Source organism: Bailinhaonella thermotolerans (assembly GCF_003594875.1).
In the GTDB taxonomy this organism is placed as follows: domain Bacteria; phylum Actinomycetota; class Actinomycetes; order Streptosporangiales; family Streptosporangiaceae; genus Bailinhaonella; species Bailinhaonella thermotolerans.
In genome coordinates this window covers 114,971-139,648 of sequence record NZ_QZEY01000011.1, presented here as the reverse complement: position 1 = coordinate 139,648, position 24,678 = coordinate 114,971, and the positions used below count along the sequence as shown (strand labels likewise).

At 76.6% G+C, this 24,678-nt stretch carries 20 protein-coding genes; 11 read left to right on the top strand and 9 right to left on the bottom strand.

The window, feature by feature from the left end; genetic code table 11:
* Window positions 1-4: 4 nt before the first annotated feature.
* The 3 genes from D5H75_RS25575 (at window position 5) to D5H75_RS25565 (ending at window position 5,263) form a co-directional block, all read left to right on the top strand.
* On the top strand, window positions 5-1,525 hold the full coding sequence (locus D5H75_RS25575; RefSeq protein WP_119929069.1) for an MFS transporter: 1,521 nt from the start codon (window positions 5-7) through the stop codon (window positions 1,523-1,525).
* 76 nt (window positions 1,526-1,601) lie between these two features.
* Window positions 1,602-3,551 (top strand): ABC transporter ATP-binding protein, encoded by a 1,950-nt coding sequence (locus tag D5H75_RS25570; protein ID WP_119929068.1) that lies wholly within the window; start codon window positions 1,602-1,604, stop codon window positions 3,549-3,551.
* Entirely contained in the window at window positions 3,548-5,263 is a 1,716-nt protein-coding gene (locus D5H75_RS25565; RefSeq protein ID WP_119929067.1) for an ABC transporter ATP-binding protein, read from the top strand. The genes D5H75_RS25570 and D5H75_RS25565 overlap by 4 nt, the downstream gene beginning before the upstream one ends.
* 11 nt (window positions 5,264-5,274) lie before the next feature.
* Here D5H75_RS25565 and D5H75_RS25560 read toward each other — a convergent pair whose 3' ends face one another.
* Complete coding sequence (locus D5H75_RS25560) at window positions 5,275-6,147, bottom strand: LysR family transcriptional regulator (RefSeq protein WP_119929066.1); 873 nt, start codon at window positions 6,145-6,147, stop codon at window positions 5,275-5,277.
* A gap of 249 nt (window positions 6,148-6,396) precedes the next feature.
* Here D5H75_RS25560 and D5H75_RS25555 point away from each other — a divergent pair, with 249 nt between their 5' ends.
* On the top strand, window positions 6,397-6,939 hold the full coding sequence (locus D5H75_RS25555) for a DUF6817 domain-containing protein (protein WP_242454506.1): 543 nt from the start codon (window positions 6,397-6,399) through the stop codon (window positions 6,937-6,939).
* A gap of 72 nt (window positions 6,940-7,011) precedes the next feature.
* Here D5H75_RS25555 and D5H75_RS25550 read toward each other — a convergent pair whose 3' ends face one another.
* Complete coding sequence (locus tag D5H75_RS25550; RefSeq protein ID WP_119929065.1) at window positions 7,012-7,722, bottom strand: alpha/beta fold hydrolase; 711 nt, start codon at window positions 7,720-7,722, stop codon at window positions 7,012-7,014.
* Window positions 7,723-7,912: 190 nt separating this feature from the next.
* On the opposite strand from D5H75_RS25550, the gene D5H75_RS41915 reads away from it, so the two are divergent.
* The 3 genes from D5H75_RS41915 (at window position 7,913) to D5H75_RS25520 (ending at window position 13,116) form a co-directional block, all read left to right on the top strand.
* Window positions 7,913-10,786 (top strand): AfsR/SARP family transcriptional regulator, encoded by a 2,874-nt coding sequence (locus tag D5H75_RS41915; protein WP_202638493.1) that lies wholly within the window; start codon window positions 7,913-7,915, stop codon window positions 10,784-10,786.
* 170 nt (window positions 10,787-10,956) lie between these two features.
* Window positions 10,957-12,270 carry an FAD-binding oxidoreductase gene (locus D5H75_RS25525; protein ID WP_242454505.1) on the top strand — a complete coding sequence of 438 codons (1,314 nt, stop codon included), beginning with the start codon at window positions 10,957-10,959 and terminating at the stop codon, window positions 12,268-12,270.
* 51 nt (window positions 12,271-12,321) lie between these two features.
* On the top strand, window positions 12,322-13,116 hold the full coding sequence (locus tag D5H75_RS25520) for an SDR family oxidoreductase (RefSeq protein WP_119929063.1): 795 nt from the start codon (window positions 12,322-12,324) through the stop codon (window positions 13,114-13,116).
* Between the two features lie 79 nt (window positions 13,117-13,195).
* Here the strand turns inward: D5H75_RS25520 and D5H75_RS25515 are convergent, their stop codons facing one another.
* From D5H75_RS25515 to D5H75_RS25495, 5 genes are all read right to left on the bottom strand, one after another.
* Complete coding sequence (locus tag D5H75_RS25515; RefSeq protein ID WP_119929062.1) at window positions 13,196-14,092, bottom strand: nitroreductase/quinone reductase family protein; 897 nt, start codon at window positions 14,090-14,092, stop codon at window positions 13,196-13,198.
* A gap of 246 nt (window positions 14,093-14,338) precedes the next feature.
* Window positions 14,339-14,653, bottom strand: coding sequence for an ATP-binding cassette domain-containing protein (locus D5H75_RS44640; RefSeq protein WP_119929061.1), 315 nt, complete (start codon window positions 14,651-14,653; stop codon window positions 14,339-14,341).
* Window positions 14,650-14,952 carry a helix-turn-helix transcriptional regulator gene (locus D5H75_RS25505; protein WP_119929060.1) on the bottom strand — a complete coding sequence of 101 codons (303 nt, stop codon included), beginning with the start codon at window positions 14,950-14,952 and terminating at the stop codon, window positions 14,650-14,652. Before D5H75_RS25505 ends, D5H75_RS44640 begins: the two co-directional genes overlap by 4 nt.
* 110 nt (window positions 14,953-15,062) lie before the next feature.
* Window positions 15,063-15,770 carry a hypothetical protein gene (locus D5H75_RS25500; RefSeq protein ID WP_119929059.1) on the bottom strand — a complete coding sequence of 236 codons (708 nt, stop codon included), beginning with the start codon at window positions 15,768-15,770 and terminating at the stop codon, window positions 15,063-15,065.
* Window positions 15,767-17,146, bottom strand: a complete 1,380-nt coding sequence (locus tag D5H75_RS25495; protein WP_119929058.1) for an alpha/beta fold hydrolase — start codon at window positions 17,144-17,146, stop codon at window positions 15,767-15,769. Before D5H75_RS25495 ends, D5H75_RS25500 begins: the two co-directional genes overlap by 4 nt.
* Before the next feature lie 113 nt (window positions 17,147-17,259).
* On the opposite strand from D5H75_RS25495, the gene D5H75_RS25490 reads away from it, so the two are divergent.
* Together D5H75_RS25490 and D5H75_RS25485 are read left to right on the top strand one after the other, a co-directional pair.
* Window positions 17,260-18,318: a sensor histidine kinase gene (locus D5H75_RS25490; protein WP_119929057.1), complete on the top strand. Its 1,059-nt coding sequence runs from the start codon at window positions 17,260-17,262 to the stop codon at window positions 18,316-18,318.
* Window positions 18,315-19,001 carry a response regulator transcription factor gene (locus tag D5H75_RS25485; RefSeq protein ID WP_119929056.1) on the top strand — a complete coding sequence of 229 codons (687 nt, stop codon included), beginning with the start codon at window positions 18,315-18,317 and terminating at the stop codon, window positions 18,999-19,001. Before D5H75_RS25490 ends, D5H75_RS25485 begins: the two co-directional genes overlap by 4 nt.
* Here the strand turns inward: D5H75_RS25485 and D5H75_RS44265 are convergent.
* The gene (locus D5H75_RS44265) at window positions 18,998-20,338 is read right to left on the bottom strand and encodes an FAD-binding oxidoreductase (protein WP_119929055.1); all 1,341 of its coding nucleotides are present in this window, start codon (window positions 20,336-20,338) and stop codon (window positions 18,998-19,000) included. The genes D5H75_RS25485 and D5H75_RS44265 overlap by 4 nt on opposite strands.
* A 298-nt stretch (window positions 20,339-20,636) precedes the next feature.
* Between D5H75_RS44265 and D5H75_RS25475 the strand changes: the two genes are divergently transcribed.
* A complete protein-coding gene (locus D5H75_RS25475; protein WP_119929171.1) occupies window positions 20,637-21,548 on the top strand; it encodes an RNA polymerase sigma-70 factor in 912 nt (303 codons plus the stop codon).
* 160 nt (window positions 21,549-21,708) lie between these two features.
* Window positions 21,709-22,872 (top strand): S1 family peptidase, encoded by a 1,164-nt coding sequence (locus D5H75_RS25470; RefSeq protein WP_119929054.1) that lies wholly within the window; start codon window positions 21,709-21,711, stop codon window positions 22,870-22,872.
* Window positions 22,873-22,987: 115 nt separating this feature from the next.
* On the opposite strand, the gene D5H75_RS25465 is transcribed toward D5H75_RS25470, so the two are convergent.
* Window positions 22,988-24,586 (bottom strand): hypothetical protein, encoded by a 1,599-nt coding sequence (locus D5H75_RS25465; protein ID WP_119929053.1) that lies wholly within the window; start codon window positions 24,584-24,586, stop codon window positions 22,988-22,990.
* Window positions 24,587-24,678 lie beyond the last annotated feature (92 nt).

The following is a 24,678-nucleotide window of genomic DNA, read 5'->3' as shown; positions in this document are numbered from 1 at the left end:
GGTCATGAGAGACCTTTCCGGCACGTCCACGCCGCGGCGCCCAGGGAGCGGCGTCACGGCGACGAGCACTCGACCGGCGGGCGGCGGCGCGGCGGCCGAGCCCGTCGCGCGCCCCGGGCGCACCCTCGCCGCGGTGGCGGTCGTGCAGTTCATGGTGTCGCTGGACCTGTCCGTGGTGAACGTCGGGCTGCCGGAGATCGCCGCGGGGCTCGGCTTCGGCGAGGTGGGCCTGACCTGGGTGATCCACGCCTACGCGCTCACCTTCGGCGGGCTGCTCCTGCTGGGCGGCAAGGCCGCCGACCGGTTCGGCCGCCGCCGGGTCCTGCTGCTCGGGCTCGCCGTGTTCGGCCTGGCCTCGCTGGCCGGCGGATTCGCGCAGGAGCCCGGTCACCTGGTGGCCGCCCGCGCCGCGCAGGGCGCCGGGGCCGCCGTGCTCGCTCCGGCGGCGCTGGCCATGCTGGCCACCGCCTTCCCCGGCGGCAGGGCCCGGGTCAGGGCCTTCGGGATCTGGAGCGCGGTGAACGCCGGCGGCGGCGCCCTCGGCGTCCTCATCGGCGGCCTGCTCACCGAGTACGCCGGCTGGCGCTGGGTGATGTTCGTGAACGTGCCCATGGCCGCGGGCGCGCTGGCCCTGGCCTGGCGGCTCCCCGCCGGGCGGCCCGCCGTGCGCGCGGGCCGCCCGGACGTGCTCGGCGCCGTCCTGGCCACCGCGGGGATGACCCTGCTGGTGTTCGGCATCGTCCGCACCGGGGAGCACCCGTGGGCCTCGCCGGTCACCGTGGGGACCCTGGCCGTCGCCGCCGCGCTGCTGGGCGCGTTCGTCCTGGTCGAGCGGACCACCACGCGGGAACCGCTGGTCCGGCTCGGCCTGTTCGCCAACCGCTCGGTGACCGGCGCGAACGCCTACAACCTCCTGGCCGGCGCGGCGGTGGCCGCCGCCTTCTACTTCGTGTCCCTCTACATGCAGCGCGTGCTCGGCATCGGGCCCGCGCTGACCGGGATCGGGTTCCTGCCGCTGGCCCTCGGCGTGGTCGCCGGGTCCGTGCTCGCCGTCAAGCTGGGCCACCGCTTCGCGCCCCGGACCCTCCTGATCACCGGCGGCCTGCTGACCTCGGCGGGCTTCGCCTGGTTCAGCCTGATCAGCCCGGACGGCGCGTACGTCACCGACGTGCTCGGGCCCTCGATCGTCACCAGCGCCGGCTTCGGGCTCTGCCTCGCGCCGGTCGTGTCCATCGCCACCACCGGCGTCGCGCCCGGCGAGGCCGGGACCGCCTCGGGCCTGCTCAACAGCTCGCGGCAGCTCGGCGCGTCACTCGGGCTGGCCGTCCTCGGCACCGCCGCGCACGCCCGCGCGGGCACGGACGCCACGCCCGAGGCCCTCGGCGACGGGTACGCGTTCGGCCTCGCCCTGTGCGCCGTGTTCCTGCTCGCCGCCGTCCTCGCGGCCGTCACCGTGCTGCCCCGGACCGCCCGGCCGCCGCGCGCGGGCGAGGACGATCACGCCGCGACCGGCTCCGCGGCCTGACCGGCGGATGCCCGCGCCACCCACCACCGTCGCCCGTGATCTCGGTGCGACCCCGATCGATGAGGACAGGAGAACGATGACCGCCACCGACCTCGCGCCCGCGAGGGAACAGCCGCCGCCCCCGGAGCCGGGCTTCGCGACGGGGCCGGGCATGGCCGCCCTGCTGCGCCCCCACGCGTGGAGCTTCGCCGCCGTCGTGGTCCTGCGGGTGATCGGCGCCGTCGCGGGTCTGGCGCCGCTGCTGGCCGTCGTCGAGCTGGGCCGGATCCTGCTGGCGCCCGGCCCGGCCGACCCCGCCAGGGTCTGGGCCGCCGTGATCGTGGGGGCGGCCGGGCTGCTGGTCCGGCTCGTGTTCACGGCCGCGTCGTCCGCGATCGGGCACGTCCTCGACGACCGGGTGCAACTGGCGTTCCGCCGGCGGCTCGCCGAGCGGCTGGGACTGGTGCCGATCGGCTGGTTCTCGCGGCGGCGCACCGGCGAGCTGGCCAAGGTGGTGGGCGAGGACGTGAGCGCGGTCCACCCGTTCATCGCGCACACCCCCGGCGAGCTGGTCTCGGCGTTCGTGGTGCCGCTGGTGTCGCTGGTCTACCTGTTCACGGTGGACTGGCGGCTCACGCTGATCACGCTGATCCCGGTCGTGCTGGCGGTGGCGCTGGTCCCGCTCATGATGACCCCGGCCCGCCTGCGCGAGCAGGAGGAGTTCGACGCGGGCATGGGGCGGATCGCGAGCTCGGTGGTCGAGTTCGTCCAGGGGATCGCCGTGGTCAAGACGTACGGCGGGGCCGACCGCGCCCACCGGCGGTTCCTCACGGCCGTGAACGGCTTCGCCGACGACTTCCTGCGGATGGTGCGCGGCCTGTCCCGGCCCGCCGCCGGGATGCAGGTGGCGTTGTCGCCGCCGTTCGTGCTGGTGGTCGTGCTCGCCGGCGGCGCGATCCTGATCACGGACGGGTCGCTGGCCCCGGCGGACCTGCTGCCGTTCGCGCTGCTGGGGCTGGGCCTGACCGCCCCGGTCGCGGCGCTCGGCCACGGTTTCGACGACATGCGGGCCGCCCGGCGCGCCGTCGGCCGCATCCGCGACGTCCTCGCGGTGCCGGCGCTGCCCGAGCCCGCCTCCCCGCTCCTGCCGCGGGGGCACCGGGTGGAGCTGCGCGACGTCCGCTTCGGCTACGAGGAGGGCCGCGAGGTGCTGCGGGGGATCGACCTGACCCTCGAACCGGGGTCGGTGACCGCGCTGGTCGGCCCCTCGGGGAGCGGGAAGTCCACGCTGGTGCGGCTGCTGCCGCGGTTCTTCGACCCGGCGCGCGGCTCGGTGATGCTCGGCGGCGTCGACCTGCGCCGGATGGACGGCCGCGAGCTCTACCGCCATGTCTCCTTCGTCTTCCAGGACGTCCGGCTGCTGCGCGCCTCGGTCGCCGACAACATCGCGCTCGCGGTGCCGCACGCCCACCGGGAGGAGGTGGAGCGGGCGGCCCGGCTGGCGAACGTCCACGACCGGATCCTCGAACTGCCGCGCGGGTACGACACGGTGCTCGGCGCCGAGGCCCGCCTGTCCGGCGGGGAGGCGCAGCGGGTCGCGCTCGCCCGGGCCCTGCTGGCCGACACGCCCGTGCTGGTGCTGGACGAGGCGACCGCGTTCGCCGACCCGCTGACCGAGCGGGCCGTACGGCGGGCGCTGGCGACGCTGGGAGGCGACCGGACGATCCTGGTCATCGCCCACCGGCTGGAGACGATCGCCGACGCCGACACCGTCGTGATGCTGGACGACGGGCTGATCGTCGAGCGCGGCAGGCCCGCCGACCTGCTGGCGCGCGACGGGAGGTTCGCCGCGTTCTGGCGGGCCCAGCGATCCGCCATCGCGGACGAGACCCCTGCCGCCGGGACCGCCGTTGTAGAGACCGCCGCCACGGCCGGTGCCGCCGGGACCGCTGGTGAAGAGACCGCCGCCGAAGAGACCGCCGCCGAAGAGGCCGCTGCGGGCGAGACCGCCGGCGGCCGGGCATCGCGAGGAGGGACGCCCCGATGATCCGAACGCTGCTCCGGGTACTCGGCGACGAGCACGCCCGGCCGCTGCGCCGCACCGTGGCCCTGATGACGGCGGCCGCCGTGGCGGAGGGCCTGTCCTACGCGCTGCTGGTCCCCGTGCTGCGGGCGCTCTTCGGGGACGCTCCCGCCGACGCCTGGCCGTGGCTGGCCGGGTTCGGCGCGGCGGTCGCGGGGTACGCCGCGCTGCGCTACGCCGCCGACCTGTCGGGGTTCCTCGTCGGGACCACGCTGCTGCGCGGCACCTACCGCCGGCTCGGCGAGCACCTGACCCGGCTGCCCATCGGCTGGTACGACGCCGGACGGGTCGGCGAGGTGTCCGTCCTGGCCAGCCGGGGGGTCCTGCAGGCGCTGAGCGTCATGGCGCACCTGCTCGCGCCGTTCGTCGGCGCCCTCGTGACGCCGCTGACGATCGTGGCCGTGATGCTGGCCTTCGACTGGCGGCTCGGACTGGCCGCGCTGGCCGGCGTCCCGGTCGTCGCGGCGATCCAGGCGTGGGCGGGGCGCGCGCTGGCCGCCACCGACGCCGAGCGGCACCGGCGCGACAAGGAGGCCACCGGACGGGTCATCGAGTTCCTCCAGGCCCAGCCCGTGCTGCGCGCGGGCGGCCGGACCGGGGAGCGCTTCGGCCTGCTGGACGACGCGCTGCGGGAGGTCCAGCGGGCGTCCCGCCGTACCGTGCTGGCGGCGCTGCCGGGCGTGGTGGGGCTGACGCTGGCGGTGCAGGCGATGTTCACGGCCCTGCTGGTCCTGGGCGCCTACCTCGCCATCGGCGGAGGCGTCGGCGCGGCCGAGCTGCCGGCGATCCTGGTGCTGGCCGCTCGCTGCGCCGATCCGCTGCTGTCGCTGGCGGACATGGGCGGGCAGGTGCGCGGCGCGCGCGCCGAGCTGGACCGGCTCGACCGGCTTCTCCGCACCGAGCCGCTGCCGCTGCCGCGCGTGCCGGTGGAGCCCGCCGGGCACGGCCTGGTGTTCGACTCGGTGACCTTCCGGCATGGCGACCGCGTGATCCTGGACGGGCTGTCGCTGGAGGTGCCCGAGGGGGAGCGGCTGGCCGTGGTCGGCCCGTCGGGCGCGGGCAAGAGCACGCTGCTGCAGTTGATCGCCCGGTTCTACGACGTGGAATCCGGCGCGGTGCGCGTGGGCGGCGTGGACGTGCGCGAGATCGGTGCCGACGTGCTCATGAGCAAGATCGCCATCGTCTTCCAGGACGTCTACCTCTTCGACGGCACGATCGAGGACAACATCCGCCTCGGCCGCCCGGACGCCACCGAGGCCGAGGTGCGGGCGGCCGCCTCCGCGGCGCGCCTGGACGAGGTGATCGCCCGGCTGCCCGGGGGATGGGCGGCCGGCGTCGGCGAGGGCGGCGCGCTGCTGTCCGGCGGGGAGCGCCAGCGCGTGTCCATCGCCCGCGCGCTGCTGAAGGACGCCCCCATCGTCCTGCTGGACGAGGTGACCTCCGCCCTGGACCCGGTCAACGAGGCCGCCGTCCACGAGGGCATCGAGCGCCTGATGGCCGGCCGTACCGTCGTCATGGTCGCCCACCGCATGCGCACCGTCCGGCGCGCCGACCGCATCGCCTTCCTGGACGGCGGCCGCGTCGTGGAGGAGGGCTCCCACGACGAACTCCTCCGCCGCCAGGGCCGCTACGCCGCCTTCTGGGCCACCGCCCTGACCCCCGCCCCGGGTGACTGATCCCGCGCGGGTCAGGTCACGAGGGCGGCGAACTCGGCGGCGGCCGGGGAGAGGGCGGACCACCGGCGCACGGCCCAGCCGACGGGGAGCGGGGTCAGGGCGGGGATGGGGACGGCGACCGGCGCGCTCGCGGCGGAGAGGTCCAGCCGGGGGAGGGCCGGGAGGACGGCGTGGCCCGCCCCCAGCTCCGCCAGGAGCACGGCGGTGTCCCAGTCCGCGACGCCGACGGGCTCGGGCGGGCGCACCCCGAGGCGGATGAAGTCCTCCTCCAGCCGCCGCCGCGAGGCGGAGTTCTCCGGGTGGGCGATGTAGCGGATCTCCGCCAGCGTCTCCGGGCCGATCGACGTACGGCGGGCCAGCGGATCGTCCGCGCGCACGACCAGGACCCACGGCAGGTCGAAGACCGGCCGCTGCTCGACGCCGGGCACCTCCTCGCCGAGGGTGATCCAGGCGAGGTCGGCGCGGCCGTCGAGGAGCTGCTCGACGCAGCGGCGGGCCGAGTGCGCCGACCGGAACTCCAGCGAGACGTCCGGGTGGCGGCGGCGGAACTCCGGGATCGCCTCGGCCATGAAGTGGCGTACGGTCACGCCGCCCGTGGTGATCCGCACCGTTCCGCCCCGGCCCTCGCGCAGGTCCCCGAGGCGTCGCAGCGCCGTGTCGAGCGCGGCGATGCCGCCCAGCGCCGCCTCGTACAGGACCCGCCCCGCCGCCGTCGGCGACACCCCGCGCGCGTGCCGCTCCACCAGCGCCAGGCCGGTCTCCCGCTCCAGCCGCTTGACGTGCTGGCTCACCGCCGACTGGGTGCAGGAGAGGGTCCGCGCCACCGCGCTCAGGCTGCCCGCCTCGCACACCGCGACGAACACCCGCAGGTCGTCCAAGGTCACCCAGTCAAGCTACTCCTTAGAGATCTCCAAGAGAACCCAAGGATTGACTGGCATCCCGGCCCGGGACGACGATGGCGTTCGAAAGGGGACGGCCGCCCCTTCGCACGGCGGCAACCCGCACCCGCCCGGCCCGCGCGCGCCCGGAGCGGGACGGGTGCCGACCACCGGCCCTCGCCCTGCCCGCGCCCGCTCCCGGGACCGGCGGGGCGGCGGCCGGGCGTGAGCCGTACGGGACGGGAGGAGCCCCCGATGGGCGAGGCACGCGTGGCGGCCCTGCTGGCGGCGCGCGGGGCGGAGGAGACGCCGCACCCCGGCGGCACGCTGCTGGGCCACCTGCGCCGCGTCGCGGCACTGCTCGGCCGGTGGGGCGCCCCTCCGGCCGTACGGCTGGCCGGGCTGGCGCACGCGTGGTACGGCACCGACGGTTTCCCGGTCGCCCTGGGCGACCCGGCCCGGCGCGGCGAGCTCGCGGAGGCGGCGGGGGAGGAGGCCGAGTCGCTCGTCTACCTGTACGGCGCCTGCGACCGCGCCTTCACCTACCCGCGCCTGACCGGTGACGGCGCGGTCCGCGATCGCTTCACCGGCGGCGTCCTGCGCCCCGGGCCGCGGGACCTGCGCGCCCTGGCCGAGATCACCGTCGCCAACGAACTCGACCTGGCCGCCGCGGACCCCGCCTTCCGGGCCGAGCACGGGCCCGCCCTGCGCGCCCTGTTCACCTCCTGGGCCCGCCTCCTGACTCCCCAGGCCCGCCGGGCCGCCCGCGACGCGCTCCCCGAAGCCCCCGTCCCCTGAGCCCGTCCCCGTGTGCCCGTTCCCGTGAGCCCGGCCCGGCTCCCGGCCGTACCGGGCCCGGGGGGATGGCGGTCAGCCGGGGAGGCCGCCGAGCCGGCCGGTCAGCAGGTCGTTGATCTCATCGGGGCGTTCCTGCTGGATCCAGTGCCCGCAGCCGTTCAGGACGTGGGAGGAGGTCAGGGCGGGGAGGGTCTTGGGGTAGGCGTCGGGGGCTCCGGCGGGCGGCATCGTGTCCGCCGACAGGGCCGCGTAGAAGCCCGCGAGCCAGCCGCGCACGTCCGGCTCGATCTCGGCCTCGGCCCGGCCGGGCCGCTGGAAGTAGCTCACGTAGAACTCCTGGTCCCCGCCCATCCGGGCGAACGCCTCGGTCGGGCGAGGCCCGCCGCGCGGGGCGTACGGCACGCTCAGCAGCCCGACCGCGCGGAACACCTCGGGATGGACCAGGGCGGAGGCCGCTGCGATGTTCGAGCCCCAGTCGTGGCCGACGATCACCGCTTCCCGCTCGCCCAGCGCCCGCACGACGGCCACGTTGTCCTCGACCAGCTCCGGCATCCGGTACGCGGCCACGTCCGCGGGCTTGGACGACCGGCCGTACCCGCGCACGTCGATCGCCACCGCCCGGTAGCCCGCCGCCGCCAGCGCGGTGAGCTGGCGGCGCCAGGAGTACCAGGACTCGGGGAAGCCGTGCACCAGCAGCACCAGCGGCCCGGTCCCCCGCTCCACCAGATGGATCCGCCCGGCGGGGCCGGCCACCAGCCGGTGGGTCAGAGCGTCGTGCGTCATCAGAGCCCCCACGTCTCGCGCGCCGCCCCCGTTCGCGGGCGGCGCCTTTCCGTCCCGTCCTCGGCCGTACGGCCCCGCCGCCGTGAGCCGCTTTGCCGCTTCGGCAAAAACACCCCAGATGGGCCGGTTGGGGTGGTGAATACCGCATCGAGGCGCTTACTGCTACAAAAGTCGGGTGCCGGGAGGAGACATGCGGTTCACGGTGCTGGGGCCGGTGGAGGTGTCCGCCGGCGGCGTGAGCCTGCCGGGCCTGGCCCCGCGCCACCGCGCCCTGCTGGGGTACCTGCTGCTGCACGCCGGGACCACGCTGAGCCACGAGCGCCTGGCCGACGCCATGTGGGGAGCGGCCCCGCCCGACACCGCGCGCGCCCAGATCCACGCCGCCGTCACCGCGATCCGGCGGGTGCTCCGCGCGGCCGGGGCGGAGGAGACCCTGCGCACCCGCCCCGCCGGATACGTGATCGAGCCCGGGCGCCTCGACCTGGCCGAGTTCACCGCGCTCGTCTCGGCGGCGCGGTCCGAGACGGCCCCGGCCCAGGCCGTACGGCGGCTGCGGGAGGCCCTGGCGCTGTGGCGCGGCCCGGCCTTCAGCGGCGTGAACGCCGACTACGTCGAGAGCGCCCGCGCGCGGCTGGAGGACCGGCGGCTGGCCGCGCTGGAGCACCTGGCCGAGCTGGAGCTGGCCGCGGGACGGCACGAGGACCTGATCGCCGAGCTGTCGGCGGAACTGGCCGCCCACCCGCTGCGGGAACGCCTGGCCCGGCACCTGATGACCGCCCTGCACCACGCCGGCCGCCAGGCCGACGCCCTGGCCGTGGCCCGGGAGTACCGTGCCCGCCTCGCCGAGGAGCAGGGCCTGGACCCCACCCCGGCCTTCGACGCGCTGGCGAAGGCCATCCTGACCGGCCCCGTGCCCGTGCCCCCGGCCCCCGCGCCCGCCGGACCCGCGCCGGTCGGACCCGCGCCGGTCGGACCCGCGCCGGTCGGACCCGCGCCGGTCGGACCCGCGCCGGTCGGACCCGCGTCCGCGGGGCCGCTCCCGGCGGGGGAGGCCGCGCCGGAGCCCCCGCCCGCGCCAGGTACGGCGGGGGCCGCGTTCCTGCCGTACGACATCGCCGACTTCTCCGGCCGCGACGACGAGCTGGACCTGCTCGAACGGCTGCTGCCGGAGCGGGACGACGCGGTGCGGGTGGTGGCGATCGACGGCATGGCCGGGATCGGCAAGACCGCGCTGGCCGTGCACGCCGCGCACCGGCTGGCCCCGCGCTTCCCCGGCGGGGCGCTCTTCGTCGACCTGCGCGCGCACACCGCCGGGCACGCCCCGCTGGAGCCGGGCGAGGCGCTGGAGGTCCTGCTGCGCCAGCTCGGCGTGCCGGCCGAGGCCATCCCGGCCCAGGCCGCGGCCAGGGAGGAGCTGTGGCGGGGCACGCTCGCGGGACGCCGCGTGCTGATCGTGCTGGACAACGCCGCCGACGCCGCCCAGGTGCGCCCGCTGCTGCCCGGCGCGTCCGGCGGCCTGGTGCTGGTCACCAGCCGGCGGCGGCTGGCCGACCTGGACGCCGCGCACGCCCTGTCGATGGAGGTGCTGCCCCGCCGCCACGCCACCGCCCTGTTCACCGGCATCGTGGGGGAGCGCGCCGAGGCCGAGCCCGCCGCGGTGGCCGAGGTGCTGCTGCTGTGCGGGTTCCTGCCGCTGGCCGTGCGCATCGCCGCCGCCCGGCTGCGGCACCGCCCCCGCTGGACGGTGGCCTACCTCGCCGGCCGCCTGCGCGACGAGCGCCGCAGGCTGCCCGAGCTGGCCACCGCCGAGCGGGGCGTCGCGGCCGCGTTCACCCTGTCGTACCACCAGCTCGACCCCGGCCACCGGCGCCTGTTCCGGCTCCTCGGCCTGCACCCGGGCCGCGACGTCGAGCCCGGCGCCGCCGCCGCGCTCGCCGGCCTGGACGCCGCCGAGGCCGAGGACCTGCTGGAGGACCTGCTCGACGTGCACATGCTCCAGCAGCACGAGCCGGGCCGGTACCGCTTCCACGACCTGCTGCGCCGGTACGCCCAGGAGACGGCCGCCGCCGAGGAGCCGGCCGAGGCCAGGCGCGGGGCGCTGGACCGCCTCCTCGGCCACCACCTGGCCGCCGCCTCGGCCGCGATGGACGTGCTCTACCCCGACAGCGCCCACCGCCGCCCCCGTGTCGCGCCCCCGGCGGTCCCCGGCCCGGCCTTCGCCACCCCCGCCGGCGCGCTGGCCTGGCTGGACGCCGAACGCGGGAACCTCGTCGCCGCCGCCCTGCACGCCGCCGGCGACCCCCGGGCCCCCGCCCACATCGGCCCCCTGGCCACCACCCTCTACCGGTACCTGTACGACCACGCCCACCACGACGACGCCCTGCTCCTGTACGGCGGCGCCCTGGCCGACGCGGAGCGCCGCGAGGACCCGGCGGGCGCGGGCCGGGCGCTGACCGACCTGGGCTGGGTGCACCAGGTGCGCGGCGACCACGACCTGGCCCGCGACCACTTCGGGCGGGCGCTGACGGCCTGCCGTACGGCGGGCGACCGGGGCGGCGAGGCCCGCGCGCTGGTCGGCCTGGGCCGGACGGGCACGGGTGAGGAGGCCCTGGCCGCGAACCGGCGCGCGCTGGAGCTGTTCCGGGACCTGGGCGACCGGTTCGGCGAGGCGGTGACCCTGGATTACCTCGGCGTGGTGCGCCTCCGGCTGGGCCGTCCCGGCGAGGCCGCCGCCCTGCACCGCGACGCCCTGGAGCTGTTCCGGGCGATCGGCAGCCGGGGCGGGGAGGCCGACGCGCTGGACAACCTGGGCGTGGCGCTGCTGCGCCAGGGCTCTCCGGAGGAGGCCCGCCGGAGCCACCGCGCGGCCTTGGAGCTCTACCGCCGCTTCGGCTACCGGCGCGGCGAGGCCCGCGCGCTCAACGGCCTGGCCGAGGCCGCGCGCGCCCTGGGCGAGACCGGCGAGGCCGCGCGCCTGCACACCGCCGCCCTCGGCCTGGCCGCCGAGCTGGGCTACCGCGACGAGCGCGCCCGCGCCGAGGAGGGCCTGGCCGCGACCCGCTGACCAGGGCGGAAGCGTCGCCCGGCGCGGCGGGGCGGAAGGTCGCCCGCCGGGGCGGATGGGCGGCGCATCGCGGACGCATCGCGGTCCTATCAACACCGCCCCCGACGATGAACTCATCCGCCGGGGCCGCGGGCGACCCCCGCCCCCGGCCGAGCGATGAGGAGTTCGCGTTGAGCTACGCCGATCTGGGCCGCGCCGTCACCGGCCGCGTGCTGTTCCCCGGCGACGCCGGGTTCGCGGAGGCCGCCGCCCCCTGGGCGGTGGGCGTGCGGCAGCCGGTCGCCGCCGTGGTGGACGCCGAGGACGAGGCCGACGTCGCCGCCCTGGTGCGCTACGCCCGCGCCGCCGGGCTGACCGTCACCGCCCAGCCGTCCGGGCACGGCGCCTCCGGCGACGCCGAGGGCGTGATCCTGCTGCGGACGGCCCGCCTGGACCGGGTCGAGGTCGATCCCGCGCGGCGGATCGCCCGCGTGGGGGCCGGGGCCCGGTGGGGCCCGGTGCTGGCCGAGGCCGGGCGGCACGGCCTGACCGGACTGGCCGGGAGCTCCCCGGCGGTCAGCGTGACCGGGTTCGTCCTGGGCGGCGGGGTGCCGTGGTTCGGCCGGCGGTACGGCCTGGCCGCCGGCTCCGTGCGCGCCTTCGACGTGGTGGACGCCTCCGGCGAGCCGGTCCGGGTGACCGCCGGGTCCGACCCCGACCTGTTCTGGGCGCTGCGCGGCGGCGGCGGGGACTTCGCCGTGGTCACCTCCGTCGAGCTGGACCTGCACCCGATCGCCGGGCTGTACGGCGGGCGCGTCGTGTGGCCGGGGGACCGCGCCCCGGCGGTCTTCGAGGCGTTCCGCGAGGTCACGGCGGTCGCCCCGCGCTCGTTGTCGGTGTGGGTGAACCGGCTGCGGCCGCCGGCGCCCGCCCCGCCGCTCGTCGCCGTGGACGTGACCCACCTCGGCGACGCCGGGCGGGCCCGCGCGCTGCTGGCCCCCTTCGACCGGATCGGCGGCGTCCTGTCCGACAGCCGCCGGCCGATCGGCGTCGCCGGCCTGGGGGCCATCGCGGGCGAGCCGGTGGAACCCAGCCCGATGCTGGCCCGGGCGGAGCTGCTGACCGGCCTGGACGACCGGGCGCTGGCCGCGCTCGGCGGCGGGGAGACCGCGCCGCTGCTGAACGTCCAGGTCCGCCACCTGGGCGGGGCCCTGGCCGAGCCGGACCCCGTGGGCGGCGCGGGCGGCCCGCTGGCCGAGCCGTACCTGCTCTACCTGCTCGGGCTGCGGCTGCCGCGCCAGGCCGGCGAGGCGCGCGCCCGCCAGGCCGCGCTGGTCGCGGCGCTGGGCGGGGCGGTCGCCGGGCGCAAGCCGTACACGTTCCTGGCGCCGGGCGAGGACGCCGCGCAGGCGTTCCCCGCCGAGACGCTGGCCCGGCTGCGCGAGATCAAGAAGGCCCGCGACCCCCAGCGCGTCTTCCGCGCCAACTTCCCGGTCCTCGGCTGAGGCCGGCGCACCCATTCGACTTCCAGAGAACGATCCGAACAGGAGAAGGACATGACCACGATCCTGGTCACCGGCGGCACCGGCACCCTCGGCACGAAGGTGGTGCCGCTCCTGCGCGACGCGGGCCACACCGTGCGCGTGCTCACCCGGAGCGCCCGCGAGCCGGAGAACGGCGTCGAGTACGTCACCGGCGACGTCTCCACCGGGGAGGGCCTCGACGCGGCCGTGGCGGGGGCCGCGACGATCGTGCACTGCGCCGGCAGCGCCAAGGGCGACGAGGACAAGGCCCGGCACCTGGTCGGGGCCGCCGTCCGGGGCGGCGAGCGCCCGCACCTCGTCTACATCTCGGTCGTGGGCGCCGACCGCGTGCCCGTCGTCAGCGGCGTCGACCGCGCGATGTTCGGCTACTTCGCCGCCAAGCTCGCCGCCGAGAGGATCGTCGAGGGCTCCGGGCTGCCGTGGACGACGCTGCGCGCCAGCCAGTTCCACGAGTGGGTCTGGGCCCTCATGGAGCCGATGGCCAAGATGCCGGTCATGCCGCTCTGGGCCGGCGTCAGGTTCCAGCCGATCGACTCCCGCGAGGTCGCCACCCGGCTCGCGGAGCTGGCCCTCGGCGAGCCGGCCGGGCTCGTGCCCGACATCGCCGGGCCCCGCGTCTACCCGATGGAGCGGCTCGCCCGCGACTACCTGCGGGCGGTGGGCAAGCGCCGGCTGCTCGTGAACATGCGGACCCCGGGCCGGGCCGCGGCCGCCTTCCGGGAGGGCGCCAACCTCGCCCCCGAGCACGCCGTCGGCCGCCTCACCTGGGAGGACTTCCTCGCCGAGCGGACCGCCGGGGCGCGCTGAGCACGCCGAGCCCGGCTGACGTCCCGCGCCGCACGCCCCGCCGTACCGGGCAGGACCGGGTACGGCGGGGCGTGGCGGCTCACCCGGCGGGCGGGAAGGTGATCTCCGACAGGGCCGGGAGCAGCGACCGCTCCTCGTACTCCAGGTGGGCGATCAGCTCCTCCGACAGCCGGTCCAGCTCCGCGTGGAACCGGGCGGGCTCGGCCCCGGGCAGGTCCGCGATGAGGGCGGTCAGCTCGCCCTGGACGCGCGCGATCGCCTCGTGCTCGGCGCGCAGCCGCTCCAGCGGCCCGGCCAGGTGCGGGTATCGCTCCCCGAGCGCGGGGAACACGAACCCGTCCTCGGCCGTGTGGTGGAAGTGGAGGAACTGGCAGAACGCCAGGCAGTGCTGCCGGAGCTGCATCCCGAGCGGCGGGGGAGCGGCGGGCCCTGGGTCGGCGGCGCGGGCGGCGAAGTACGCCTCGGCCTCGGTCCGCACGTTCGCGAGCTGGGCGCGCAGCCACGCGTGGACCTCGACGAGCTTGGCGGCCAGGCCGGTGAACCCCTCCGGGACCTCGACGGGCCCGGGCCGTTCCAGGACGACCACCGGCAGCGGCCGATCGACCTTGGCCTGGTAGTCGGCGTACCCCGGCGCGGCGGCCACGACCCGCGCGAACAGCCGCTCGCGCAGCTCCCCCTCGGCGGGCACGGCGACCGTGTCGAACTCCTCGATCCCCGCGTCGCCGGGCACCTCGACGTGGACGGAGGGAGCGGCGAGCAGGTTGTGGTACCAGGCGGGGTGGCGCGGGGAACCCCCGGCGGACCCGACGACCAGCAGGCGGCCGCCGTCGCGGACGTACCCCAGGGGGACGGTGTGCGGCCGGCCCGAGCGGGCCCCGGTGGTGGTCAGCAGCAGCAGGTCACCCCCCTCGAAGGGGCCCCCGACCCGGCCGGCGTTGGCGCGGAACTCCTCGATGACGGACTGGTTGAAGGACATGCGGTTTCGAAACTCCAAGGCGTGTGGCGGCGATGACATGGCCGCGGCTCCCTGGCGTACGGCGGTGCACGGCGGTACGGCACGCGCGGCGCGGGCCGCGGCGCGACGGACGGCGCGTGGTGGACGGCGTCGCGGGGTACGGCGGGGCGCCGGGGCCGGACGGGAGTCCCGCAGGACGGGGGAGCCGCGTGACGGTGAGCGGTGAGCGACGGGCGGCGCGGAAGGCGCGGCGGGCTCAGGCGAGGATCAGGCGAGACCGATCATGGCTGGCTCCTTAGGGTCCGCGTGCTCACCCGGTCGCCGGCCGGCCCACTGCTCTCTGGCCGGCGCCACGTGGCACGCCCGGACATTGAAGCCCGCCGGTGATCGCCTGTCAAGGCGGGCCGGCCCCGGTCCGTCGCGCCGCTCAGCGCGAGGCGCGGCGCAGCGGATCAGCGTGGTCTTGCCCGCGCCGTTGGGCCCGAGCAGCCCCGTGACGGTCCCCCCGGCCGCCTCCAGGTCGAGCCCGTCGAGCGCCACGGCCCTGCCGTACGCCTTGCGGAGCCCCTCGACGACGATCACGGCGCGCCTCCCTCGCGGAGGGCGTCCAGGGCGGCCGCCTCGCCGGGGGAGAGGCGCAGCGGCGGCGGCTCCGGGCGGGCGTCGATCGTGTGGCCGCCGCCGGGACCCCGCCGCGTGATCACCGGCACGCCCGCCTCCTGCAGGTCGCCGAGGTCGCGCTCGACGGTGCGGACGCTGACGCCGAGCCGTTCGGCCAGCGAGGCGGCGCTCAGGAGGCGGGGGGCGGTGGCGCGGAGTTCCTCGATCAGCCGATGCTGCCGCTCGACACGCGGCACGAGCGCGTGGACGCTGAGAAGCATGCCTCCACGCTAGGGAGGAAACCCCGACAAGCCCATGTCGGTCTTTTCGGGAAATATGGTGATCTACAAAGTAAAGGGCCTCAATTAGAACATCTTTTTAATCGGAAGACTCAAGACATATCTGGAAGAGGCCCACCCTCGGACAGGCGCGCGACAAGGTCCCGCACGGCCCGCTCCCCGCCGTTGGCCTCCGCCCAGCGGCTCACCCGGCAGGCGGCCTCGCCGTACAGCCGGGGGTCGGCCGACGCCACGCGCAGCCAGTCCCCGAGCGTGGCCGGCAGGGGCCGGCCGGAGCCGGGCGGGCAGCGGCCGCCGGCGGGGGAGAGGTAGCGGGGGTCCCCGCTGACCAGGACGGCCAGGCCCTCGTCGAACCACTGCGGGACGTCCGCGCCGCCGAGACGGGCGTGGAGTTCCACGTGGGTCAGCTCGTGTGAGGCGATCACGGGATCGACGCCGCGCGGGGACAGCATCACCGACCGGTTGAGGACGGCGACGCCGCGTTCGCGGCCGCCGCCGATCCGGCGGTAGCAGTCCTCCGACAGGCACACGAGGACGTCGGGGGAGCTCTTGCGCCCGCCGAAGAAGTCGCGCACCCGCCGGTTCGCCCGCTCGACGACCTCGGGCACCCGTCTTCGCTGGTACGGCGGCAGGCCGGGCTCGGCGTACACGCCGGGCCGGAGCCGTTCCAGGCCGTAACAGCCGGGGCAGGCGGCCGCCGCGACGGACGGGAAGGCGATCGCCGCGCCCGCCACGAGGGCGAGGAGGAGCGCGGCGGCGGCCGCGCCCGCGATCCAGCGGCGTCTTGCGCGCCGGCTCATGGGCACGTGGTCCCCCGGGGCGGGAGGCGGCGTTCGGTGACGTAGGCGCTGACGTGGGCGATGACGCAGGGATTCGCCATGGCGCCGAAGAGGTTGTGGCCGGGGCCGTCGTGCCGGATCGTGCGGCTGCCGGGGATCTGCTCGGCGACCCGGCGGGTGGACTCGTAGTCCTGCCAGGTGCCGGCGCCCAGCAGCGGCGGCAGGGTGCGGGGCATCGGCGCGGGCGGGTTGGTCACCGGGACCGGCCAGCCGGCGCAGGTGAGCGGAAGGTGCCAGGCGAGGGCGAAGGAGGCGCCGGTGTTGGGGGCGATGGCGCGCAGCCGCCTGGTCGTGCGGGCCAGGCGCCGCTGGTCGTGGGGGCGGGGGAAGTCCAGGCACTCCTTGTAGCCGCCGCCGGGGGCGCCGGGGTACGGCTGGCGGGCGGACACCGCGAAGGCCGAGGCGTCGCCGGCCTCGGCGGCCGAGATCGCCGCCAGGAACTCGCCCCACGCGGCGGGGCCCGGCCGGAGTTTGAGGAACGCGATCGCTCGCAACTGCGTGCCGTCGAAGCGGGCGCCGGCCGCCGGGGCGGGGATCGGCTCGCGGTCGGCGGCGGCGATCAGGGCCCGCCAGCGCTTCCCGGTCCCGGCGGGGGCCCAGGCGAAGAAGCGGTCCATGAAGCGCTCGGTCTCGCGGGCCACGGCGTCGAGCTCGCGTTCCCAGTCGCGGAGGCTGTGGTTCCTGGTTCCGTCGATGTACATCGTGCGCACGCGGTGGGGGAACAGGCGGGCGTAGGACTGGGCGATCGTCCCACCGTACGACAGGCCCAGGAAGTTCATCCTCTCATCGCCGAGCGCGGCGCGGATGGCGTCGGCGTCGCGGGCGTCGGAGGCCGAGTCCATGTGGTCGAAGAGCTCGGGGTCGGTGGCGCGGCAGCGGTCGGCCCTGGCCCTGTTGCCGGCTGCGAGGCGGTCGAGGGCGGCCTGGCCGTCCGGGAAGGGCGGGGTTCGCACGAAGCCCCAGTCGCATCGCAGCACCGCGTCGCTGAGCCCGGGGTAGCCGCGCGGGTCCCAGGTGACGACGTCCAGGGAGGTCCGGATGCGGTCGAAGATCCGGGTGCGGGAGGCCAGTGAGGCGATCTGGTGTCCCTGGGGGCCGCCGAAGTTGACGAGGACGGATCCCTTCCGCGCGCCGGTGGCGGGCAGGCGGGCGACCTTCAGGGTGATCTTCCGGTCGCCGCCGGCGGCCAGGGGGACGGGCAGGTCCGCGCACTGGAGTTCGGGGGCGGCGGCGATGGGGCAGGGGCTCCATCGCGGGGGCGGTTGTGGCGGTGGGGCGGTGAGGGGCGTGGTGAGGGGCGTGGTGAGGAGGGTCAGCCCCAGGAGCGTCTTGATCATGGATGGGACGGTAGGGGGCGGGGGTGGGCGGCGTCTGTCCGCGAAGGTCGCCGGTGGTTGTTCACCAAAGTGGACTGTGAGCGGGGTGGGGTGCGCTCAGTAGGGTGAGGCTTATGTCCAGGTATGCCGTCATCGTCGCGGTCATGGTCGCGGACACGGCGCTGTCGTGGTTGGACGGGTCGCGGGGGTGGGCGGCGGTCACGTACGCCGTGGCGGTGGCGCTCGTCATGGCGGCGATGAGGCGCCTGCCGTTCGCGGCGTTCCTCGCGGCGGTGGGGCTGGCGCTGTTCACCGGCGGTTCGCTGGCCCTGCTGGTCTTCACCGGCTTCCAGGCCGGGCGCCGGATCCCGGCGCGCGGGGAGGCGGTGGCGGCGGCGGGGGTGCTGGGGGCGTACGCGGGCTTCCTGCTGCTGGCCATGGAACGGTCCTCCGGGGTGGAGGACCCGCGGGTCAGGCTGGCCCGGGTGGTCGTGCTGACCGCGCTGCCGCTGCTCGCCGGGCGGTACGTGGCCCGGCAGCGCGAGCACATGCGCCGGGAGAGGGCCCTGGTCGCCGAGCGGGAGCGGCTGCGGGAGCGGCTGCGCATCGCCCGCGACATGCACGACTCGCTCGGCCACCTGCTCAGCCTGGTGTCCGTGCAGGCGGCCGCGCTCCAGGTGGCGCCGCTGCCCGGCGAGCAGCGGAGGGCGGTGGACGGTCTGGCCGAGGCCGCCCGCGCCGCCGCCGCCGAGCTCCACGAGGTGGTCGGCGCGCTCCGCGACCACGACGCCCCGGATCTGGACGACGTGGGCGACCTGGTCGAGCGGTCGCGGGCGGCGGGCGCGAGGGTGACGGTCGAGACGTCCGGCGAGGCCGTGCCGCTCATCGACCGGGGGGTGTCCCGCGCCGCCTACCGGGTCGTCCAGGAGGGGCTGACCAACGCGGTCAAGCACGCGTCCGGCACGCCGGTCACCGTGTCGCTCGACTGGCAGCCCGACGCCCTGCTGATCTCGGTCGCCAATCCGCTGCCCCGCCGGGCCCCCGCGCCCGAGGGTGGCGGCAGCGGCCTGCGCGGGCTGGCCGAGCGCGTCGCCGGCGCGGGCGGGTTGCTGCGCGTGCACCGGGGGCCGCGGGAGTTCCGGGTCGTCGCGATGCTCCCCCTGGCGCCGGCGTTCGCGGGGGCCGCCTCGTGATCAGGACGCTGGTCGCCGACGACGAGCCCCTCATCGCCGCGGGCATCCGGACCGTCCTGGCCTCGGCCGGGGACATCGAGGTGGTGGCCACGGCGCGGGACGGGCGTGAGGCGGTGCGCGCGGCGCGGCGGCACGGGGTCGACGTCGCGCTCCTGGACATCGCGATGCCGGTGCTGGACGGCCTGGCGGCCGCCGCGGAGCTGGCCGGGACGCGCGTCGTCCTGCTCACCGCGTTCGGCGAGGAGGACAACGTGCGGCGGGCGGTGCGGCAGGGCGTGTCCGGGTTCGTGCTGAAGACCTGTACGCCCGACGAGCTGATCCGCGCCGTGCGGGCCGCCCACGCCGGGCAGGCGTACCTGTCGCCGGCGGTGGCCCGCCAGGTGCTGGACCTGGCGGCGCCGGGCGTCCACGAGCGGGGGCGCGACGCCGCGCGGCGGCTGGCCGCCCTCACCGCGCGGGAGGCCGACGTCCTCGCGCTGGTGGCCGAGGGGTTGTCCAACGCGCAGGTCGCGCGGCGCGTGCACATGACCGAGGCGAGCGTCAAGACGTACGTCAGCCGCGTCCTCGCCAAGCTGAACTGCGCGAACCGGGTGCAGGCGGCGCTGCTGCTGCGCGACGCGGAGTCTTCGGGGCGGCCGGGCGGGGCGGTCTCCGGCGCGCCGCCCGGCCTGCCGTACGGCTAGTGCGGGGGGATGTTGTGGTTGGCGGCGAACAGGTTGCGGGGGTCGTGCTCGCGCTTGATCTCGGCCAGGCGCTTGCGGGTCTCGGCGGGGTAGACGGCGGCGACGTCCTCCTCGGTGGCCGAGGCGAGGAAGTTGGCGTAGGCGCCGTCGGTGTGGGGGGCGAGCCGTTCCCAGAGCGCGTCCAGGGCCGGGCGGGCGGCCTGGAGGGCCGGCTCGGGGCCGATGGTGGTGGTCACGATCATGAACTCGGCGCGGCGGTGGGCGAAGGCGGTGGCGTCGGCGGGGACGCGGGAGAGGGCTCCGCCGAGGGCGCGGACGGAGATGAACGGGGTGCCCTCCGACGCCGCGGCCTCGGCCAGGACGCGCAGGGCCCCGGCCGCCGACTCGGGGGTGACGAACGCGTTGCGGGTGAGGAGCCGGATGCCGGGCGGCGGGGTCAGGGCGTCCACGAGCGTGCCGGCGTACGGCGTGAGCGCGACGTCGTCGGCGATCACGGTGCCGAGGCGCCGGATCGGGTCCAGGGCGCGGGCGGCGGCCGCGGGGTCGTCGCCGTCGAAGGCGACCTGGATCTCGACCGGGGCGTCGGGCCCGCCGGCGAAGGGGTGGGCGAAGTTGGCGATGGAGGTCAGCTCCGCGGGGGCGGCGCGCAGGTGGTCGGCCCAGCCGGTGAGCACGGCGGGCAGCTCCGCGGCGGGGAAGACGATCTTGCCGAAGTGGACGTCCGTCGTGGGGTGGGCGGTGAACTCGAAGGCGGTCACGATGCCGAGGTTGCCGCCGCCGCCGCGGAGTGCCCAGAACAGTCCGGGGTGTTCCTCCGCGCTCGCGCGCACGACCTGCCCGGCGGCGGTGACCACCTCGGCGGCGGCCAGGTTGTCCAGGGCCAGGCCGTGCTTCCTGACCTTCCAGCCGATGCCGCCGGACAGGGTCAGGCCGCCGACGCCGACGTCCTTGGTGTCGCCGGAGGAGATGGCCAGGCCGTGCGGGGCCAGCGCGGCCGCGACCTGGCCCCAGGTGGCGCCGCCGCCGATCCGCACGCGGTGCCGCGCCTCGTCGATGATCTCCACGTGCGCCAGCGCGCCGAGGTCGATGACGACGCCGCCGTCGTTGGTGGCGAATCCGGCGAAGGAGTGCCCGCCGCCGCGCACGGACAACGCGAGGCCGGTGGCGGCGGCGAAGGAGACCGCCGCCCGGACGTCCTCGACGCTGGTGGGGCGCAGGACGTAGGCGGGGCTCCCGGTGGCCAGGATCGTGCCGGCGGCCGAGGCGTAGGCGGGGTGGCCCGGCTCGATGACGTCGCCGCCGAAGTCGCGGCGGAGGGCTTCCAAGGGTGCGCTCATGGTGTTCCTTCCCTGTGCGGGGACCGCGCCGCCGGGGCGGGTCCTCGCCGTGGACCGGCGCCGCGGCGGTGGCGCGCGGCGTCCTGACGTCCATGGAGATGCCGGCCGCCCGGGTGCTGTGACAGGGCGGGGGTGTGACCTGTGTCACCGGGATCGGGTGTCACAAAGGGGAGGGGAGCGGCATCTTGTGCGCGTGGAAGGATCGGGAGCGCACAGGCGGGAGCGGCGGATGGGTGAGCGCGCCGGGGACGGCGGGCGGGCGGCGGGCACGGCGGGGCCGCCCGCCGGCGGTGAGCGAATGGACACGGGCGGGGAGCGGGTGGACACGGGCGGGGAGCGGGTGGACGCCGCGACGGAGGCGTTCGTCGCGCACCGGAACCTGTTGTTCACCGTGGCCTACGAGATGCTGGGCTCGGCGGCCGACGCCGAGGACGTTCTGCAGGAGACCTGGCTGCGCTGGGCGGGGGTGGACCTGGCCACCGTGCGGGAGGAGCGCGCGTACCTGGTGCGGATCGTCACGCGCCAGGCGCTGATGCGGCTCCGCGCGCTGGGGCGGCGTAAGGAGTCCTATGTCGGGCCGTGGCTGCCCGAGCCGCTGCTGACCGCGCCGGACGTGGCCGAGGACGTCGAGCTGGCCGAGAGCGTGTCGATGGCGATGCTGCTGGTGCTGGAGACGCTCTCCCCCACCGAGCGGGCGGTCTTCGTGCTGCGCGAGGTGTTCGACCTGGACTACGGCGAGATCGCCGAGGCCGTCGGCAAGACCCAGGCCGCCGTGCGCCAGATCGCCCACCGCGCCCGCTCCCACGTCGCCGCCCGGCGCCCGCGCGGCACCGTCTCCCCCGCCGAGGCCCAGGCCGCGCTCCGGGCCTTCCAGCGCGCCGTCGAGACCGGCGACATGAGCCGCCTGCTCGACATCCTCGCGCCGGACGTGGTGCTCCTGGCGGACGGCGGCGGCATCCGGCGGGCGGCGCTGGAGCCCCTCGTGGGCGCCGATGCGGTGGCCGGGCTGCTGGGCCGGGTGGACCGGGTGACGGCCGTGATCGAGACGGCGCAGATCAACGGCCACCCGGCGCTGATCTTCCGGCGGGACGGCGAGGTCGACACGGTCATGGCGGTGCGCGTGGAGGACGGCCTCATCGCCGGGCTCTACGTGGTGCGCAATCCGGAGAAGCTGGGGCGGGTCGAGCGGGAGACCGAGGTGAGCCGCTGACCCCGTCTGCCCGCAATTCGGGACTTAACTTGATATTCGTTCAAAGATTGCGAGTGATCGTTCAGGTCAGGGCGATTGACACTATTTCGTAAAGTGACGGATGCTCACCCGTACGCAGGCCTGCGGCAGTGCTCTCACTCCTCCACCCCAAGGAGCAGACATGGCACGAATCCGCCTTGTCCGGGTGGCGACGGCCGTCGCCTCCGCCCTGGCCCTGGTCACCATCGCCCTCCCCGCCGGGGCCGCGGTGGCCGAGGGCCGGTCCGCCCCCGTCCCCGCGGCGCCCGAGCCCGACCCGGCCATCCTCGAAGGCGTCAAGCGGGACCTCGGCCTCACCGACGCGCAGGCGCGCGCCCGGCTCGCCAAGGAGCACCAGGCGTCGGTCGTGGAGCCGCGGCTGCGCGCGGCCCTCGGCCAGGCGTTCGGCGGCCTGTGGCTGTCGCCCGACGCCTCGGTCATCCACGTCGGCCTCACCGACCCGGCCAAGGCCGCCCTCGTGCGCGCCGAGGGCGCCGAGCCGGTGGCCGTACGGCACAGCGAGCGCAAGCTGAACGCGGCGGTGGCCCGGCTCGACGCGCGCAAGGCGTCCGCCCCGGCCTCGATCGCCGGCTGGTACGCCGACGTCACCACCAACAGCGTCGTCGTGCTGGCGCGCGACGCCGCCTCGGCCCAGGGGTTCGTGGGCGACAGCGTCGCCGAGGACGACGCCGTGCGCGTGGTGCCCACCGCCGAGCAGCCGCAGCTCTACTACGACGTGCGCGGCGGCGACGCGTACTACACCAGCTCGGGTTCGCGCTGCTCGGTCGGGTTCTCGGTGACCCGCGGCACGCAGGGCGGATTCGTCACCGCCGGGCACTGCGGCCGGGTCGGCACCACGACCACCGGCTACAACCGCGTGGCCCAGGGCACCTTCCAGGGCTCGTCGTTCCCCGGCAACGACTACGCCTGGGTCGCGGTCAACTCGCAGTGGATCCCCCGGCCGTGGGTGAACAACTACAGCGGCGGCAACATCATCGTGCGCGGCTCGGCCGAGGCCGCCGTCGGCGCGTCCGTCTGCCGCTCCGGCTCCACCACCGGCTACCACTGCGGCACCATCCAGGCCAAGAACCAGACCGTGCGGTACGCCCAGGGCACCGTGACCGGCCTGACCCGCACCACGGTCTGCGCCGAGCCCGGTGACTCCGGCGGCTCCTACATCTCCAACGGCCAGGCGCAGGGCGTCACCTCCGGCGGCTCCGGCAACTGCCGGACCGGCGGCACGACGTTCTTCCAGCCGGTCAACGAGATCCTGGGGGCGTACGGCCTGCGCCTGGTGACGGGCTGACCCACCCGCGGGACCTCCGCCCACCGGGGCGGCGGGCCGCATGAGGACGAGCGGGGCGCGACAGGGGGTTACGCGCTCCGCTCCCCATGCGCCCGCCCCCGCCCGCCCCCCGGGGCTACCAGGCGATGCCGGAGAGGTGATAGGGGGACCTGCCGATCTGGCGCCGGGGCGGGCGGAGGTCGGGGGCGGCCTCCGGCGCGGGCGACGGGGGAGGGGCCACGGCGGAGACGCGGCCGAGGTCGAGCCGGATCAGGGGGAACGCCGGACCGCAGCCGGACTCGGCGTCCAGCGCCGCGAGCAGATGGCGGCCCGCGGGGTCGAGGGCGAACGCCGACACGGTCGCGCAGTCCTCGCGCAGCAGGCGGCCCAGGCGCCGGCCCGAGGCGCGGTCGAGGAGCCGGAGCTCCTGGTCGCCGGGCAGTTCCACGCCACCGGCGGCGACGACCAGGGACCCGCCCGCCAGGGGCAGGGCGCCGGTCTCGCCGGCCTCCCCCGCAGGGGCCACGACGCGGAGCCGGGCGGCGGGGTCGTCCACGTCCAGCTCGGCGATCCGCGGTTCGCCGCCCTCCGGGCGCAGGCCCACCGTGCGGGCGTCGGCCCAGTACAGGCCGGGCGTCCGGTGGAGGTCGTGCCCCTGCCGCGCGGCCGCGCGGTGCGCGATCCGGCCGTGGCCCGCCGGGCCGAGCACGCCCAGACGCCCGGTCGTGGTGGGCGAGGCGTCCGTGCCCGTCATGACGTCCGACCAGTAGGCGACCCGCCCGGCGGGGGAGACCGCCACGCCCGTGACCACGCCCTCGATGGGGCCGCCGACCTGCCCGCCCACCCGCGCGCCGCCGTCCCCGTCCACCTCGATCCGGTAGAGGCGGGAGCGGCCCCGCGCGCCGCGGCCGCCCCATCCGTCCGGATCGGTCGCCGCCGCGTAGTAGACGCCGGGCTCGGGAGTCCGGGCGACGGCGGTGTACACCGTGAAGTACGGGTCGGGGACGGGGACGTCGCCGGCCCGCTCGCCGCGCTCCACGTCGAGCACGAGCAGCCCAGGGCCGGCCAGGGCCAGCGCGTGCCGCGACGTCCCGTCCGCCGCCGTGGCCGGCGCGGGCCGCGCGGCGGGCGCCAGCCGTACGGCGCCGGCGGCGAGCAGGAGCGCGGCCACCGCGATCCCGACCGGGCGCCAGGGGAGCCGGGGGAGCGGGAGGTCCCGGACGCCGGCGGCGGCCGCGAGCAGGACGAGGACGAGCGGGAGCGCGGGCGTGAGCAGCGCGGACCAGTCCGCCGCGGGAAGGAGCTCGGGGTCGAAGCCGCAGGACCCGAGGTCGGCGGTGAACGGATCGCTCAGGCGCGTCAGCGCGGGAGGGAGCGCGAGCAGGGCGAACGCGGCTCCCGCGGCCCGCGGATGGACCCCCGGGCGGCCCGGGGCGCTCCGCGCGACCCAGAACGCGAGCATCGCCAGCAGCGCGGGCGTGCCCGCGCGCAGCGTGTCCTCGGCCTGGTAGAGCCCGGACCGCAGCGCCCACATCCAGTCCGGCCCCGCGCTGTACGTCCCCGCGCACATGAAGGAGGGACTCACGCGCCCGAGCGCGAACGCCGCGAGACGTCCGAAGGCGGTCTCGGCGAGCGCGCCGTGGTCGATCTCGTCCAGCAGCAGTTCCCAGAGCGTCCAGCCGACGAGAAGACACCACCAGAAGAGGGCGTACGGCGGGCGCCGATCAGTGATCACAGGGGCTACTCCAGGCGAGGGGGCCGGTGAAACCTACCAGCCCTCCGCGAACCAGGGCATCCCGCCGATCCCCTCGATCCCCCGATCTCTCC

Bases quoted from the DNA above. Each gene is read 5' to 3' on its own strand.
- D5H75_RS25575 (WP_119929069.1), top strand. From the start codon at position 5: ATGAGAGACCTTTCCGGCACGTCCACGCCGCGGCGCCCAGGGAGCGGC.
- D5H75_RS25570 (WP_119929068.1), top strand. From the start codon at position 1,602: ATGACCGCCACCGACCTCGCGCCCGCGAGGGAACAGCCGCCGCCCCCG.
- D5H75_RS25565 (WP_119929067.1), top strand. From the start codon at position 3,548: ATGATCCGAACGCTGCTCCGGGTACTCGGCGACGAGCACGCCCGGCCG.
- D5H75_RS25555 (WP_242454506.1), top strand. From the start codon at position 6,397: ATGGGCGAGGCACGCGTGGCGGCCCTGCTGGCGGCGCGCGGGGCGGAG.
- D5H75_RS25550 (WP_119929065.1), bottom strand. From the start codon at position 7,722: ATGACGCACGACGCTCTGACCCACCGGCTGGTGGCCGGCCCCGCCGGG.
- D5H75_RS41915 (WP_202638493.1), top strand. From the start codon at position 7,913: ATGCGGTTCACGGTGCTGGGGCCGGTGGAGGTGTCCGCCGGCGGCGTG.
- D5H75_RS25520 (WP_119929063.1), top strand. From the start codon at position 12,322: ATGACCACGATCCTGGTCACCGGCGGCACCGGCACCCTCGGCACGAAG.
- D5H75_RS25515 (WP_119929062.1), bottom strand. From the start codon at position 14,092: ATGTCCTTCAACCAGTCCGTCATCGAGGAGTTCCGCGCCAACGCCGGC.
- D5H75_RS25505 (WP_119929060.1), bottom strand. From the start codon at position 14,952: ATGCTTCTCAGCGTCCACGCGCTCGTGCCGCGTGTCGAGCGGCAGCAT.
- D5H75_RS25500 (WP_119929059.1), bottom strand. From the start codon at position 15,770: ATGAGCCGGCGCGCAAGACGCCGCTGGATCGCGGGCGCGGCCGCCGCC.
- D5H75_RS25495 (WP_119929058.1), bottom strand. From the start codon at position 17,146: ATGATCAAGACGCTCCTGGGGCTGACCCTCCTCACCACGCCCCTCACC.
- D5H75_RS25490 (WP_119929057.1), top strand. From the start codon at position 17,260: ATGTCCAGGTATGCCGTCATCGTCGCGGTCATGGTCGCGGACACGGCG.
- D5H75_RS44265 (WP_119929055.1), bottom strand. From the start codon at position 20,338: ATGAGCGCACCCTTGGAAGCCCTCCGCCGCGACTTCGGCGGCGACGTC.
- D5H75_RS25475 (WP_119929171.1), top strand. From the start codon at position 20,637: ATGGACACGGGCGGGGAGCGGGTGGACACGGGCGGGGAGCGGGTGGAC.
- D5H75_RS25470 (WP_119929054.1), top strand. From the start codon at position 21,709: ATGGCACGAATCCGCCTTGTCCGGGTGGCGACGGCCGTCGCCTCCGCC.